Consider the following 14,022-nt stretch of genomic DNA (forward strand, 5'->3'; position numbering starts at 1 on the left):
TTTTAAACACATTTTTCAAATTATGTGTTTGTTCCTTTGGGGAAATGTTTAGTACCTTAACCATCATATAATCCCGAATGAGAATTTTTCACCTGAGTGCCGAATGCTACCCTATTGCTAAAGTTGGGGGACTTGCCGATGTGGTTGGCGCGTTGCCAAAATACCAAAACCAGGCAGGAATGCAAGCCGCTGTGGTAATGCCTTTTTACAACCGCAAGTTTGTTCATGAAAACACTTTTGATATTGTTTTTCAGGGTACAACGCTACTGGGTACACGCAGGATCTATTTCGAGATATTAAAGGAACAAACCGATAAACTGGGTTTTGAGCTTTATCTGGTAAAGATCCCAGGATTGCTGGACCGTGAAAATATTTACAGCTACCCGGATGAAAGGGAACAATTCCTGGCGTTCCAGATCTGCTTTCTGGATTGGATAAACTGGAGCGGCCAAACACCCGACCTGATCCACTGCCATGACCACCACTCGGGCCTGGTGCCCTTTCTGATGTATAATTCTTATTTGTACCGCAGGCTGTCGCACATCCCAACGGTGTTTACCATTCATAACGGCCAATACCATGGCGCGTTTGGCTGGGAAAATTTACATTATCTGCCAGAGATCGACTTTTATAAGACAGGCCTGCTGGACTGGAACGGCGGCATTAACCCGCTGGCATCTGCAGTAAAATGCTGCTGGAAGTTCACCACCGTATCGCCAAGCTACTTGCAGGAACTAAGTATCAGTTCTAATGGGTTAGAGTACCTGTTTTATGTAGAGCGCGATAAAGGAGTAGGCATCATCAACGGCATAGATACCGAAGTTTGGGATGCCGATACCGATCCTATGCTGCCCGAACACTTTAACGAGACAACTGTTACTAAAGGCAAACAAAAAAATAAAGAGATCCTTTGCGAGCGTTTTGGCTTGTCGTTAGATAAACCTCTAATAGCGTTTATAGGCCGTTTAGTTACCGAAAAAGGGTCAGATCAGCTACCTGCGGCTATAGAACGAAGCATAAAAGAACACGGCGATAAAGTAAACTTCCTGATACTTGGCGCAGGCGATAGCGCTACCGAAATATCGCTAAACTTATTGAAGGAACTGTACCCACAAAACTGCAATGTGTTTATAGGCTATGATGAATCGCTGGCGCATTTAATTTACGCCGGGGCAGATTTTCTGCTGATGCCATCGCGCGTAGAACCATGTGGCCTAAATCAAATGTACTCGATGCGTTACGGCACTATGCCTATAGTGCGCAGTACCGGCGGCTTAAAAGATACCGTGATTGACTTTGGCGAAGAAGGCGGTTACGGTATACGCTTTAACAATGTTACGGTTGATGATATTTGCGTATCCATCACCCGCGCGGTTGTACTGTATAGAGACACCCGCAAAATGCAAACCTTGCGCAAACGCATGATGAACCTCGATTTTTCGTGGGGCCGCTCGGCAAAAGAATATATAAACCTGTACCAAAGTTTAATTCCTAAGATATGACATCTAAAGTAATCAGTATTGTACTTGGAGGCGGCCAGGGCAGCCGTTTGGCACCACTTACACAAACCCGTTCAAAACCGGCAGTGCCAATTGCGGGTAAATATCGTTTGGTGGATATCCCCATCTCTAACTGCCTGCATTCGGGTATCAACCGTATTTTTGTTTTAACGCAGTTTAACTCGGCGTCGCTTAACAAACACATAAAAAACACGTATCACTTTAGCACGTTCAGCAAGGCATATGTTGACATTTTAGCTGCCGAGCAAACGCCTACAAGCGGTGGTTGGTTCCAGGGTACGGCCGATGCGGTTAGGCAGAGTTTACACCACCTGGCTACGCACGATTTTGAGTATGTGCTGATCCTATCTGGTGACCAACTGTACCAGATGGATTTTGAAGAAATGATACAGCAGCACATCGATAAAAAAGCTGATATATCCATTGCCACCATCCCGGTGAACGTAAGCGATGTGCCCGGTTTTGGCATCCTGAAAACAGATTCTGACAGCCTGATCACTTCATTTGTGGAGAAACCTAAATCAGGTTTCGAAAGCCTGGTATCTGATGTTAGCGACGAAATGAAGGCCCAGGGCCGCATTTACCTCGCATCGATGGGGATCTACATTTTTAACAAAAACCTGCTTTACGAGTTGCTGGAAGGAAATGAACATACCGATTTTGGCAAGGAAATAATCCCGCAAGCTATAGCAGGCCACAAGGTTATAAGTTACCAGTACGAAGGGTATTGGACGGATATCGGTACTATCAAATCATTCTTTGACGCCAACCTTGGCCTTACAGATGATATCCCGCAGTTTAATCTGTTCAACAAAAACCAGATCTATACGCGTGCACGCATGTTGCCGCCAACCAAAATATCGGGTACGCTGATAGACCGCTCTATCATTGCCGACGGCTGTATCATTAACGCCGCCCACATCATCCACTCCATTATTGGCATCCGTACCCGTATTGGTGTAGAGAGCGAGATAGAAAGTTGTTATGTGATGGGTAGTGATAATTACCAAACGCTTGAGGAGATCGCGGTAGCGAAAGAAAATAATCAACCTATTATGGGTATTGGCGACAGGTGCTGCATCAAAAATGCCATCATCGACAAAAACACTTATATAGGCGACGATGTGAAGATCAATTGCGGCGAGCCGTTAGCAGATGGGGATTTCCCCACTTATACGGTTACCGATGGTATTGTAATTATTAAAAAGCGCGCCATTATACCAAGCGGCACTGTTATTTAATTTAAAAGATAGCACAACAATTATGAGTTAATGAAGTTTAATTAATAAACTAAATAACTTAAAATTAACTCATTATGAAAAAGACTATCTGTATGATCGCGGTTGCCGCCATCTCTTTCGGTAGTGTAAATGCATTCGCCGCAACGCCTCTGCAAACACAACAGGACACTACTAAGAAAAAACCGATGAAGAAAAAAATGAAGAGTAAGAAAATGATGAAGGACACAATGATGAAGAAAGACACCGCAATGAAGATGTAATTTTTTTAATCCTTTAAGTATTTTATTCTTGTAACAAAAAATCCCTCCCAACGTACGTCAGGAGGGATTTTTTGTTGATAGAGCTATAACATTACAAGTCTAAACTATCGCCAACGTTAGGCAATTTTAGATTGAGGCCTGCTTTGATAAATTTTTGGGCTACCTCATCTTTATCAATCTTAATAACCGGGAATGAATCGTAATGCACCCCGATAATGTTTTTACAGTTGATGAAATCTGCTGCTTTGATGGCATCATCGGCACCCATAGTGTAGTTATCGCCAATTGGCAATAATGCCCAATTTATGTTATCATCGGCCAATAATTTCATATCGTAGGTAAGCGCGGTATCGCCTGCAAAATAAATCACTTTACCTTCCGAGTAGATCAGGAAACCTGCAGGGTTACCACCTGCAGAACCATCCGGCATAGTGCTCGAGTGTACGGCGTTTACCATCTTAACGCGGCCAAAATCAAAGTTAAAGCCACCGCCAATGTTCATACCATGTACATTATCTACACCTTGTTTGCCCAACCAACCCGCAATTTCGGCAATGCAAATAACTTTTGCGCCGCTGCTTTTAGCAATGGTAACCAAGTCGGCAACGTGGTCGCCGTGCCCGTGCGATACCAGGATATAATCAGGCTTTAGGCTATTTATATCGATGTCCTTTGCCAGTTCGTTTGGTGTGATGAACGGGTCGAAGAGCAATGTTTTGCCATCGGCCACCAATTCAACGGTCGACTGTCCGTAATATGTAAGTTTCATAGTGTTGTAGGCTGTTTTAGATGTAATACTTTTATTTGCCAAACAGGTTACCCAAGCCGCCCATTCCGCCAAGCATTGCCTGGGTCATGGCTGCCATTTCGGTTTGGCTCAGATTTTCGGCCTGCTCAATAGCTTTGTTTATGGCAACAACCAAAAGCTCTTCAAGTTCTTCCTTATCGGCATCTTTTAAAAAATCCGGATCAATAACCACCGATTTTACAACCTTATTACCATTTGCAGTTACGGTAATTTTTCCACCTTCGGCAGTGCCGGTAACGGTTATGGCATCCAAACGTTGTTTTACTTCGCCAGCCTTTTGCTGGGCTTCCATTAATTTATCGAACATAATAATTAAAATGTGCAGATATGTAAATGTGCGTATTTGCAGATAATTGCATATCCAGGTAAATATATTTTAATTCGTCATCTGCAAATTTGCATATCCACGCATTTGCATATCCGAAGCTTAATCCTCCGCTGTATCGCCCGCTCCGTTATAGGCACCTTTACGCACTACGGGCATACCTGTCATTTTAAAAAGGTCGTCGAGGTGTAGCAGGCTGCCGTTTACTACATTACCTAACAAAACAATGGTGACATCGTTTTTCATATCGCGCAAAAATATATGGCGGAACCCGTGCCACCAGCCGGTATGGTAAACAACTTTTTGGCCCGGGCTGGTAAATAAGCGCCAACCGTAACCATAATTGAAATGCCCGCGCACCATAGGGTTACGGTCTGTATAAGCTGAATCTTGTGTAGCTTGTTTTATTAAACGGCCGGCTTTAAGGGCCTGGTCAAAAACAAACAGATCGCCAACCGTACTGTAAATCCCTTTATCGCCCACGGGGCCGTCCAAAAAGTTTTGCGCTACCGAGTATTTCCAGCTGTTACGGTCGTGCCCAACAACATCCGCCGGGATCTTATCATAAACCGCTTTAGAATAAACAGCAGTGTGCGTCATCCCCGCAGGTTTAAAAATATTCTCCTTCATGTAATCGGCATAGTTCATGCCGGTCACTTTCTCTATAATGGCGCCAAGCACCATAAAGTTGCTATTGTTGTATAAAAAGCTGGCGTTTGGTTTATTAAAACGTGCTGGCTTATATTGGGCTATTAACGCCATGGCCTCTTTATTGGTAACACCTTTCTTTTGGTTAAGGTGCTGGCTACGGTAAATGTTATCCAAAAAATAAACGTAATTCATCATACCGCTGCGGTGGGTAAGCAACAGGCGGATGGTTACCCCATCGTACGGAAAATCGGGGAAAAAATCTTTAACGTTTTGGTCAAGTTTGATTTTGCCCTTTTCCCAAAGTTGCATAATGGCAGTACCCGTCATGGTTTTGGTTACCGAGGCCAGCTCGAACTGCGAGTTTAACTTCAGGCTGTCGCGTGTTAAGTGGTTAGCCCAACCAAAAGAGCCCTCATATACTATTTTACCTTTTTTTGCTACCAGTACGTTGCCGTTAAAGCCACTCACCTTGTGCAAGTGATCCATAAATTCTTCTATCTTTTTATCGCCTTTTGCAGGGTCATATTTAAGTAGTTCGGTAGTATTAAAAGGTTTGCCGTTATCGGCGATGCCTTGTTTATTATCGCCTTTTCCGCGGGAGCATGAGGCTAAAGAAAGTAAAGAAAAAGCAAGGGAAATGACAGTTGTGCACACTTGTCTCATAAGTAAAAAATCAATCACAAAATCAAAGGCGAAAATTAAAAATTATATAAGTGGTAAAAGATTAAAATTTGATTAATGTTTCAAAAATATTAATAAACCGTAAATTTGGATATGAGATCATTGGCGGGAATAATATTATTTTTAACTGCGTTTACCAGTACATCTGCACAGGATGCCGCCAGCCTTACCAAAGAAGGCCAGCAACTGTACCGCCAAAAACAATATGCCGCCGCGATAGAGAAATATAAAAACGCGTTAGTTACCGAACCTGCAAACGCCCGCGCCAATTACGAAATGGCTTTAACCCTATTTAGCGGCGGCAACGGGCCGGATGGCATTCCCTTCCTGGAAACGGCCATTAAAACGAATGCAAGCAACACACTTACTGCCGCATCTTATAGTTTAATGGGGAGTATTTACGGCAATGCAAAACAGCTGCCCAAAGCTATTGAAGCTTATAAGAATGGTTTAAAAACCGATAGTACTAACCAACGTATTTACTATAATTTAGGCATTGTACAATATCGCAGTAAGCTTTACCCAGATGCCGAACAAAGTTTTATTGGCGCCATTAAACGCGATTCTATGGATGCGGGCAGCACCAGGATGTACGCGCTGGTCACCTTTCATGAAAATAAACGTGCCGATGCTGTGCTTGGCTTTTGCCGCTTTTTACAATTAGAGCCAAACTCGACCCGTAGTAAAGAGGCCTTTGGCAACCTGCAAAACATGCTGCAACGCGGTACACTCGAGGCCGAAGTTGGTTATATCCCAACAGCCACCACCAAAGCCGAAGCCTTTGCCCAAAACAAAACCATTACCAAAGCATTAGCCGGGTTTATGACGCGTAAATACGCTTCGCCAACAGCATTGCTTACCGCGCAATTAAAAGAGCTGTTTGCCGCTTTCGCCATCACTCCCGGTAAACAATACAAGTACGCGCAATTCTTTTACAAGCTATCGCAAACGGATAATTTTGACACGTTTGTGCGGGTGATAAGCCAGACAGCTTTGCCGGAAAATGCGGCTTGGGTAAAAGATAATGCAGATAAAGTTATGGCGTTGGATAGCTGGGCAAAAAGCAATGCTGCTAATTAAATAACGCCCGATAAGGCAAGCTTTACTTTCTCGCGATTTAATTTACTTACCGGGACTTTAGTATTATCCGTCAGCAATAAACTGCCGCCGTCCTCGCGGAGCCAGCTTTTTATGAAGGTAATGTTTACGAGGTGCGATTGATGCGCGCGGATAAAGCCCTGCCCGGTTAGCATATCGGCATATTCCTTTAGTGTTTTTGATACCAGGATCTGTTCGCCGCCCGCAAGCACAAATTTGGTGTAAGTATTATCTGCCTCGCATCGTACAATGTCCACAATGTTTACGTAGCGCGTTTCGCTAAACATGGGCAGGGCGATGCGGACTGGCGCCTTTTTATCATCCCTCAAATAATCCAGTAAGTGATTAAGCCGGTCGTTCTTTTGTTTTTGGGCTATGGCTTTGCGGGCCTTATCCACTGCCAGCTTCAGTTCGTCAATATCTATCGGTTTTAGCAGGTAATCTAACGCGGCAAATTTGATGGCCTGTATAGCATACTGATTATAGGCAGTCACAAATATGATCTCGAAATTGATATCGCCCAATTGCTTCAACAGATCGAACCCTGATTGGGCATGCAACTGTATATCCAGGAACACCAGCTGTGGTTGGTGGAGTATAATCGCCTTCAGCGCGTCGTCAACACTATCGCTTAAAGCAGCTACCTGCACATCTGGGGCGTAAACCTGCAACAGCTGCTGCAAGTTTTCGCGGTTAGAGGTTTCGTCGTCAATTATCAGCGCTTTCATTATAGCCAGTTTTGCAGTTCAATGGTTATTAATGTCCCGTTATTATTTGATGCTTTGTGCATCACAATGTTGGCGGTTTTATAAATGCTGTTCAGCAGTTTTATCCGGTCGGCACAAAGTTTCATACCCATGCCGCCAGTTGTATCTCCGCCAAAGCCATTGCCGTTATCGGTTACCGATAGCACAAGTGTAGCATCCGTTTTAATTATCGCAACATCGATCTTGCCTTTATCGCCCAATGCCGAAACCCCGTGTTTTACCGCGTTTTCTACAAAAGGTTGCAGCAACATGGCCGGGATCTCGATCTGCTGGTCTATCTCCTTTTCATCAACCGCGATACTAAACTTAAAGCCGAAGCGCATTTGCTCCATCAGCAGGTAATCGTTCAGCAGGTCGGTTTCATGTTCAATAGAGGTAAGTTCATTATTAGCATCATCCAACACATTACGGGTAAGGCGGGCAAACTTGCTTAAGTATTTATTGGCGTTCTCTACCTCACTTTTATTCATGAGGTTTTGGATCCCTGCCAGGGCGTTAAAAATAAAATGCGGGTTCAACTGCGCCCTTACCGATTGTAGTTGCAATGATGCTATCTGCCTGTTTTGTTCCTCACGTTTTAGCTTTCGCTTTTGGCTATCGCGATACATCATAAACATAAAGCCACCTGTTGTTAACAATATCACTAATATATAACCTAATGTTTTTAACGACACGGTACGTTGCTTATTTAATGGGGGCAGAACCGTAAATTTGATATCGGTGGCTAAATTGTGCAATAGTTTTACAGGGTGCCCGCCAGGTTCAAGTATTTTTGGTGTGAAGATGATGTTATATACACCGGGCGACTTCCAATACTCTTTAAATAATTCGAACGTGCTGTTACTTTCTCCCAGTTGCAGGCTGTCGGTTTTACCATCAATATTTCGTTTCAAACTGATCCTGTAATAATACAGTCTATCACCCTTTCCAATATTAAAGGCAAGGCTTTGCAAACTATCTGATAAGCGGAATTTAGCATCGCCAACCTCCCGCGTTTCAATCATATCTACATAAGGCACGTCCCTAAAAACGATCTTTTTATGCTCATAATAAATGTGTCTGTCGCTATCCCGGTGTAAGTCATTAAAATTGTGTGAAAGTAGCATGTAGTCGGGCATTGGCGCGTGCGGCCTAACGTATCGTATGGACGCATCCACCTTAGCCTTTTCAATTTTTCTCCAGTCAATAAACACGGCGTCCTGCTCACGAAAATTTTTGATATTATAAATCTCCACCTTAATGAACTGGCCGGGCGTATAATCAAATTTACCTAAGTAAGCGTACCTGGTGCCATCGGCCAGGGTTTTGATATTGAAGGGCGGCCTCCAACCAATAAGCTCCTGGTTATTATTCTTAACAACCCGATATAAGTAATTTAGCGCCTGGGGCTCCGATTGGATATTTTGGATGATAACCTCTACAGAAGTTGTCCCGTCAATTAAGATGCTGCTAAATTCCCGCCCATTAACGGTTTGCTTTAGGCCTTCGTAAATTTTGCTTTTGCTTGTGGTGTCAAAACGTATCCCGATGTTTTGTTTACCAAGCCAATTAAAGTAGAAATGCTCGTTAGCAAATTTATTTAACCGCACTTGCTTATGGTAAAACTCCATTTTTTCGGGTGTTGAATTTGTGGTATCAACATAAGTTTTACCAACCAGGGCAAAGTGCCTCTCTTGCCCTGCATTAGGTTGGCGTTTTTGCGCTATGCTTCTACAACAAAGCGCAAGTAAGCATAAAATTATAAAAGCGGTCTTGGTAATTAGCAGTTTCATGATTCGCGGTGTTAAGTTAGTATTTGTTTGTTGATATAAAACTGCAGGGTTTACGCGTATTGCACAATCATGAAACAGTATCCGGCAGGGTTGCCTTAGTATCCGGCATTTTACAGTGTATTTAATTTATTGCAACTGGCTTAAACCCACATAAAACCCTAAATTTGCCCTCGCAAAAACATACTATCCATATGAGTTTCAGAACCGAACATGATACCATGGGCGCGGTACAGGTACCCGCCGACAAATACTGGGGCGCACAAACAGAACGCTCGCGCAACAATTTCAAAATTGGCCCCGAGGCATCAATGCCGAAGGAAATTATAGAGGCGTTTGCCTTCCTTAAAAAAGCGGCGGCTTATACAAATACCGATCTGGGCGTATTGCCTGCCGATAAACGCGACCTGATAGCACAGGTATGTGACGAGATATTAGCAGGCGGGCTTGCCAGCGAGTTCCCACTGGTGATCTGGCAAACCGGATCTGGCACACAATCAAACATGAACGTGAACGAGGTGGTGGCAAACCGTTCGCACGTTTTACAGGGTAATAAACTGGGCGAAGGCAAAACTTTCATCCATCCCAATGATGACGTGAACAAATCGCAATCATCAAACGATACCTACCCAACCGCTATGCACATCGCGGCCTACAAGATCCTGATCGATGTAACCATCCCGGGGATCGAAAAATTGCGCGATACCTTAAAGGCAAAAAGCGAGGCTTTTAAAAGCGTTGTAAAAATTGGCCGTACCCACTTAATGGATGCTACGCCGCTTACTTTGGGCCAGGAATTTTCTGGCTATGTATCGCAGCTTAACCATGGTTTAAAGGCGTTGCGTAATACCTTCGATCACCTTAGCGAGCTTGCCCTTGGTGGTACTGCTGTTGGTACGGGCATCAACACGCCAAAAGGTTATGATGTTAAAGTTGCCGAGTACATTGCCAAGTTCACCAATCTGCCATTCATCACTGCCGAAAATAAGTTTGAAGCCCTTGCAGCACATGATGCAATTGTAGAAAGCCACGGCGCGTTAAAACAGATAGCGGTATCGTTAATGAAAATAGCTAACGACATCAGGATGCTGGCATCGGGCCCGCGTTCGGGTATTGGCGAGATACATATCCCGGATAACGAGCCGGGGTCGTCAATTATGCCGGGTAAAGTTAACCCAACCCAAAACGAGGCGGTTACCATGGTTGCCGCGCAAGTTATGGGTAACGATGTTGCCATTAGCATTGGCGGTTCTAACGGCCATTATGAGCTTAACGTTTTTAAACCGCTTATGGCGGCAAACTTCCTGCAGTCGGCAAGGTTAATAGGCGATGCCTGCGTATCGTTTAACGACCATTGCGCGGTTGGTATCGAACCAAACTACGACGGTATTAAAAAGCACCTCGAAAATTCGCTGATGCTGGTAACCGCGCTTAACCCGCACATCGGTTACGAAAACGCTGCTAAAATTGCCAAGACTGCCCTAAAAGATAACCTATCGCTGCGCGAAGCCGCAGTTGGCCTGGGTTACCTCACCAACGAGCAATTTGACGAGTGGGTACGCCCCGAAGATATGATAGGGAGCTTAAAATAATAAGCCCCCCACAGCCCCCCCTTAAAGGGGAGCAGAATTTAGCCTCTTTCCGTTTTGGGGAGAGGCTTTTAAATTATCCCGTTCATGAAAAAAGCTTTCGCCTTTTACATCCTGATAGCTATCGGGATAGCTTTCACCTTCTTATGGCAAACTGCCTGCAAGTTTAACCCAGATATGCAAACGCCGGGCGAGAGCTATTTGCAGGGCGAGTGGCAGCAGGATAGTGTAACAATGCAGCAACAATTGGTAAGTTATTCTTTATATAACCTAAAGTTTAATTGCGATTCGTTTTTTGTGAGCATCAAAACTATCAGTAAAGCAAACGCCGGGGCAGATAGCTGCACCAAAAGTGGCCAATGGACAGAATATGCTAAAGGCGTTTACGAGCAGCGGAACGATACCCTGCATGTGCGCGGCCTGTTCTGCAATGTCGACTATAGCTACAAAGACCCTTCGGGCTGCTTCCGATCGGGCATTTACGAAGAGCGATTTAAGATAGTGAAGAAGTCAGATTCGCTTGTTCAGTTCAACCCAACATCAAGCGTGATAGCCATTAATACACGTTTAGTAAAAAGAAACTCCTGTACACCAAAGCCATTGTAAAAAATATGAAAACCAGTATTTTCAAAAAAATCATTTTAGGCATCGCCATCATTTACCTGCCTATCCAAACCATGGCATGGGGCACCAACGGCCACCGCATCAGCAGCCAAATTGCCGATAGTCACCTTAACGCAAAAGCCCGCGCCGCCATTAAAGCCATACTGGGCAACGAGTCTATAGCGATGACCAGCAACTGGGCCGACTTCATCAAATCAGACCCTCAGTATAGTTATTTGTACAACTGGCATTTTATAAACTTTGATAAGGAATACAGCTATCCGGAAATGCAAGCGTTTTTAAAACAGGATACTGCTACCGATGCCTATACCAAAATCAACTTTTTAGTTGGTGAACTTAAAAAGAAAAGCCTGCCTAAGGCCAATAAACTGCTTGCCTTGCGCATGCTGATCCACGTTGTAGAAGACGTTCACCAGCCCCTGCACACCGGCCACCTGAGCGATAAAGGTGGTAACGACGTTAAGGTTATGTGGTTTAATAACCAAACCAACCTGCACTCTATCTGGGATAGCCAGCTGATAGATTTTCAGCAATTAAGCTATACCGAATATAGCATTTGGATAAACCATACAACTGCCGCGCAACGCGCTGAATGGCAAAAAGCACCGGTTAGCCAGTGGCTGTTCGAGTCTAATCAAATAGCAGCAAAGATCTATGCAAGCAATAAAGATGGCGATAAAGTAAACGTATACAGGTACAATTTCGAATACATCGGCACCCTTAACCGGCAGCTTGTAAAAGGCGGCGTTAGATTAGCGGGGTTATTAAATCAAATATTTGGGGCATAGCCCGATGTGCAGATACGGGGATATGCAGATATGCAAATTCCTTAATCTGCATTTGCATATTCGCATCATGAAAATACTAATGGTTTGCTTAGGCAATATATGCCGTTCGCCATTGGCGGAGGGTATTATGCAGAACCTGGCAGATAAGGCCGGGCTGGACTGGCAGGTAGATTCGGCAGGTACGGGCGACTGGCATATTGGCCGAGCGCCCGACAGGCGATCTGTAAAAGCTGCTGCCGACCAGGGCGTAGATATCAGCAAGCAAGTATGCCGTTTGTTCCGTACCAGCGATTTTGACGCGTTCGAACTGATATTGGTGATGGATAAAAACAACTTGAGTAGTGTGCTTGCCATGGCGCGAAACAATGCCGACCGACTGAAAGTTAAAATGCTTTTGGGCGATCAGATAGTTCCCGACCCATATTACGACGATACGCAGTTTGCCCCGATTTTTAAACTGATAGAGGCAGGATGTAAGGAGATCATCAAACAATGCAGCCATTAATTGATACCTTAGGTGGATGAACACTAAACCTATCATGATGGCGAGTGCCATTTTTCTGGCGTTTATTGGCGTTGCCTTCACCTTTATGCCGCAAGAGATTGCCACCTACACCGGCATGGGCTTTTCCAAACTTTACCAGTTGCAATTACAAATTTTAGGGGCGTTGTTTTTTGGCTTTGCTATGCTTAACTGGATGGCTAAGGGTGCCATTATTGGCGGCATTTATAACAAGCCAATAGCAGTAGCTAACTTTGCGCACTTTTTTATAGGCGGCGCGGCTTTGGTAAAAGCCATTATTAGCAATATACACCTGCATTACATCGTTTGGATAGTAACGATTTTTTACGCGATTTTTGCGATATTGTTCGGCACCATATTTTCAAAACATCCTTCCAATACATAAAATTATGAAAGCAATATTTTTGGCCCTGCTGTTAAGCTGCACCATATTAATGGCAAACGCACAAAACGCGGCAATTGATAAGGTAACCACCTCATACATCGGCGTGAAAAACGCGTTGGTTGGCAGTAACGCTGCATTAGCTAAAACCCGCTCTGCGGAGCTATTAGAAGCGTTATCTGCACCGGTTAAAGGTTTAAAACCTGCACAGCAAAAGCTGTTGGCTACCTACCTGGATAAACTAAAATTTGATAGCCGCCACATTAGCCAAACCACGGTGATAGACCATCAGCGCGAGCACTTCGAAAGTCTGTCCAAAAACATGTACAGCCTTTTATCGGCGTTAAAACTTAACGGCACTACGCTTTACCAGCAGTATTGCCCCATGAAAAGAGCCGCGTGGTTAAGCGAAACTGAGGGCATCCGCAACCCATATTATGGTGATGATATGCTGGATTGCGGAAAGGTAACAGCAACTTTGAAAGTGACGAAATAAGTCTTGTATAAAAAGGGATTATATTTTATTTTCCAAACATTGGACAATAAATAAATGCTCTACAAGTTTGAAATGAGGCAGTTAATAGTGTACTTTTGTTTTAATGATAAAAAAGGGCGGCATATTGTTTATAGTATTGATGTACGTAATTACATCAACCGGCTTTGCCCTTAACTTGCATTACTGTGGTAATCACGTTGCCGATATCAAAATAAATGCCCCGGCCAAAAGCTGCGTTAAGCCAATGGCTAAAAGCAAAATGAAATGCTGTAAGGATACTAAACTCGATGTAAAAGTTAAGGATAGCCACGAAAGCCAGCCTAATTCATTTATCCCAAAAGTGTCCCCGGTAACTATTCCGTCATCCACATTTGCCGATTTTATTTTGCCTGTGCATCAGATGCTATTGAATGCGTTTTTTGACCGCGGCCCACCCGACGCGCCGAAACAAAGCGTCCCATCATTTATTAAAAACCGGACTTTGAAAATTTGACATTGGA

The 14,022-nt window shown here is 44.0% G+C and carries 16 protein-coding genes; 11 read left to right on the forward strand and 5 right to left on the reverse strand.

The annotated features are described in order from the left end of the window. Nucleotides 1-77: 77 nt before the first annotated feature. From ABIB39_RS01095 to ABIB39_RS01105, 3 genes are all read left to right on the forward strand, one after another. A complete protein-coding gene (locus ABIB39_RS01095) occupies nucleotides 78-1,502 on the forward strand; it encodes a glycogen synthase (protein ID WP_354426748.1) in 1,425 nt (474 codons plus the stop codon). After that, entirely contained in the window at nucleotides 1,499-2,761 is a 1,263-nt protein-coding gene (locus ABIB39_RS01100; protein WP_354426749.1) for a glucose-1-phosphate adenylyltransferase, read from the forward strand. The genes ABIB39_RS01095 and ABIB39_RS01100 overlap by 4 nt, the downstream gene beginning before the upstream one ends. A 74-nt stretch (nucleotides 2,762-2,835) precedes the next feature. Then, nucleotides 2,836-3,021: a hypothetical protein gene (locus ABIB39_RS01105; protein ID WP_354426750.1), complete on the forward strand. Its 186-nt coding sequence runs from the start codon at nucleotides 2,836-2,838 to the stop codon at nucleotides 3,019-3,021. Between the two features lie 91 nt (nucleotides 3,022-3,112). Here ABIB39_RS01105 and ABIB39_RS01110 read toward each other — a convergent pair whose 3' ends face one another. From ABIB39_RS01110 to ABIB39_RS01120, 3 genes are all read right to left on the reverse strand, one after another. Then, nucleotides 3,113-3,790, reverse strand: a complete 678-nt coding sequence (locus ABIB39_RS01110) for a metal-dependent hydrolase (RefSeq protein ID WP_354426751.1) — start codon at nucleotides 3,788-3,790, stop codon at nucleotides 3,113-3,115. 31 nt (nucleotides 3,791-3,821) lie between these two features. Then, a complete protein-coding gene (locus tag ABIB39_RS01115; protein WP_354426752.1) occupies nucleotides 3,822-4,136 on the reverse strand; it encodes a YbaB/EbfC family nucleoid-associated protein in 315 nt (104 codons plus the stop codon). Nucleotides 4,137-4,256: 120 nt separating this feature from the next. Continuing rightward, entirely contained in the window at nucleotides 4,257-5,468 is a 1,212-nt protein-coding gene (locus ABIB39_RS01120; protein ID WP_354426753.1) for a serine hydrolase domain-containing protein, read from the reverse strand. Nucleotides 5,469-5,579: 111 nt separating this feature from the next. Between ABIB39_RS01120 and ABIB39_RS01125 the strand changes: the two genes are divergently transcribed. Further along, nucleotides 5,580-6,566: a tetratricopeptide repeat protein gene (locus ABIB39_RS01125; RefSeq protein ID WP_354426754.1), complete on the forward strand. Its 987-nt coding sequence runs from the start codon at nucleotides 5,580-5,582 to the stop codon at nucleotides 6,564-6,566. Here ABIB39_RS01125 and ABIB39_RS01130 read toward each other — a convergent pair. Both ABIB39_RS01130 and ABIB39_RS01135 read right to left on the reverse strand, forming a co-directional pair. Then, nucleotides 6,563-7,312, reverse strand: a complete 750-nt coding sequence (locus ABIB39_RS01130; RefSeq protein ID WP_354426755.1) for a LytR/AlgR family response regulator transcription factor — start codon at nucleotides 7,310-7,312, stop codon at nucleotides 6,563-6,565. The two genes, ABIB39_RS01125 and ABIB39_RS01130, sit on opposite strands and share 4 nt — an antisense overlap. Then, nucleotides 7,312-9,123 (reverse strand): sensor histidine kinase, encoded by a 1,812-nt coding sequence (locus tag ABIB39_RS01135; protein ID WP_354426756.1) that lies wholly within the window; start codon nucleotides 9,121-9,123, stop codon nucleotides 7,312-7,314. Before ABIB39_RS01135 ends, ABIB39_RS01130 begins: the two co-directional genes overlap by 1 nt. A gap of 191 nt (nucleotides 9,124-9,314) precedes the next feature. Between ABIB39_RS01135 and fumC the strand changes: the two genes are divergently transcribed. The 7 genes from fumC (at nucleotide 9,315) to ABIB39_RS01170 (ending at nucleotide 14,015) form a co-directional block, all read left to right on the forward strand. Next, complete coding sequence (gene fumC, locus ABIB39_RS01140) at nucleotides 9,315-10,712, forward strand: class II fumarate hydratase (RefSeq protein WP_354426757.1); 1,398 nt, start codon at nucleotides 9,315-9,317, stop codon at nucleotides 10,710-10,712. 84 nt (nucleotides 10,713-10,796) lie between these two features. Further along, on the forward strand, nucleotides 10,797-11,315 hold the full coding sequence (locus tag ABIB39_RS01145; RefSeq protein ID WP_354426758.1) for a fumarate hydratase: 519 nt from the start codon (nucleotides 10,797-10,799) through the stop codon (nucleotides 11,313-11,315). Between the two features lie 5 nt (nucleotides 11,316-11,320). Next, nucleotides 11,321-12,121, forward strand: coding sequence for a S1/P1 nuclease (locus tag ABIB39_RS01150; protein WP_354426759.1), 801 nt, complete (start codon nucleotides 11,321-11,323; stop codon nucleotides 12,119-12,121). Nucleotides 12,122-12,188: 67 nt separating this feature from the next. Beyond that, entirely contained in the window at nucleotides 12,189-12,626 is a 438-nt protein-coding gene (locus tag ABIB39_RS01155) for a low molecular weight protein-tyrosine-phosphatase (RefSeq protein WP_354426760.1), read from the forward strand. Between the two features lie 16 nt (nucleotides 12,627-12,642). Continuing rightward, on the forward strand, nucleotides 12,643-13,029 hold the full coding sequence (locus tag ABIB39_RS01160; RefSeq protein WP_354426761.1) for a hypothetical protein: 387 nt from the start codon (nucleotides 12,643-12,645) through the stop codon (nucleotides 13,027-13,029). 4 nt (nucleotides 13,030-13,033) lie between these two features. Then, complete coding sequence (locus ABIB39_RS01165) at nucleotides 13,034-13,522, forward strand: DUF3347 domain-containing protein (RefSeq protein WP_354426762.1); 489 nt, start codon at nucleotides 13,034-13,036, stop codon at nucleotides 13,520-13,522. Nucleotides 13,523-13,625: 103 nt separating this feature from the next. Continuing rightward, a complete protein-coding gene (locus ABIB39_RS01170; RefSeq protein WP_354426763.1) occupies nucleotides 13,626-14,015 on the forward strand; it encodes an HYC_CC_PP family protein in 390 nt (129 codons plus the stop codon). Nucleotides 14,016-14,022 lie beyond the last annotated feature (7 nt).

This window comes from Mucilaginibacter sp. UYP27 (assembly GCF_040547175.1).
Lineage (GTDB): Bacteria > Bacteroidota > Bacteroidia > Sphingobacteriales > Sphingobacteriaceae > Mucilaginibacter.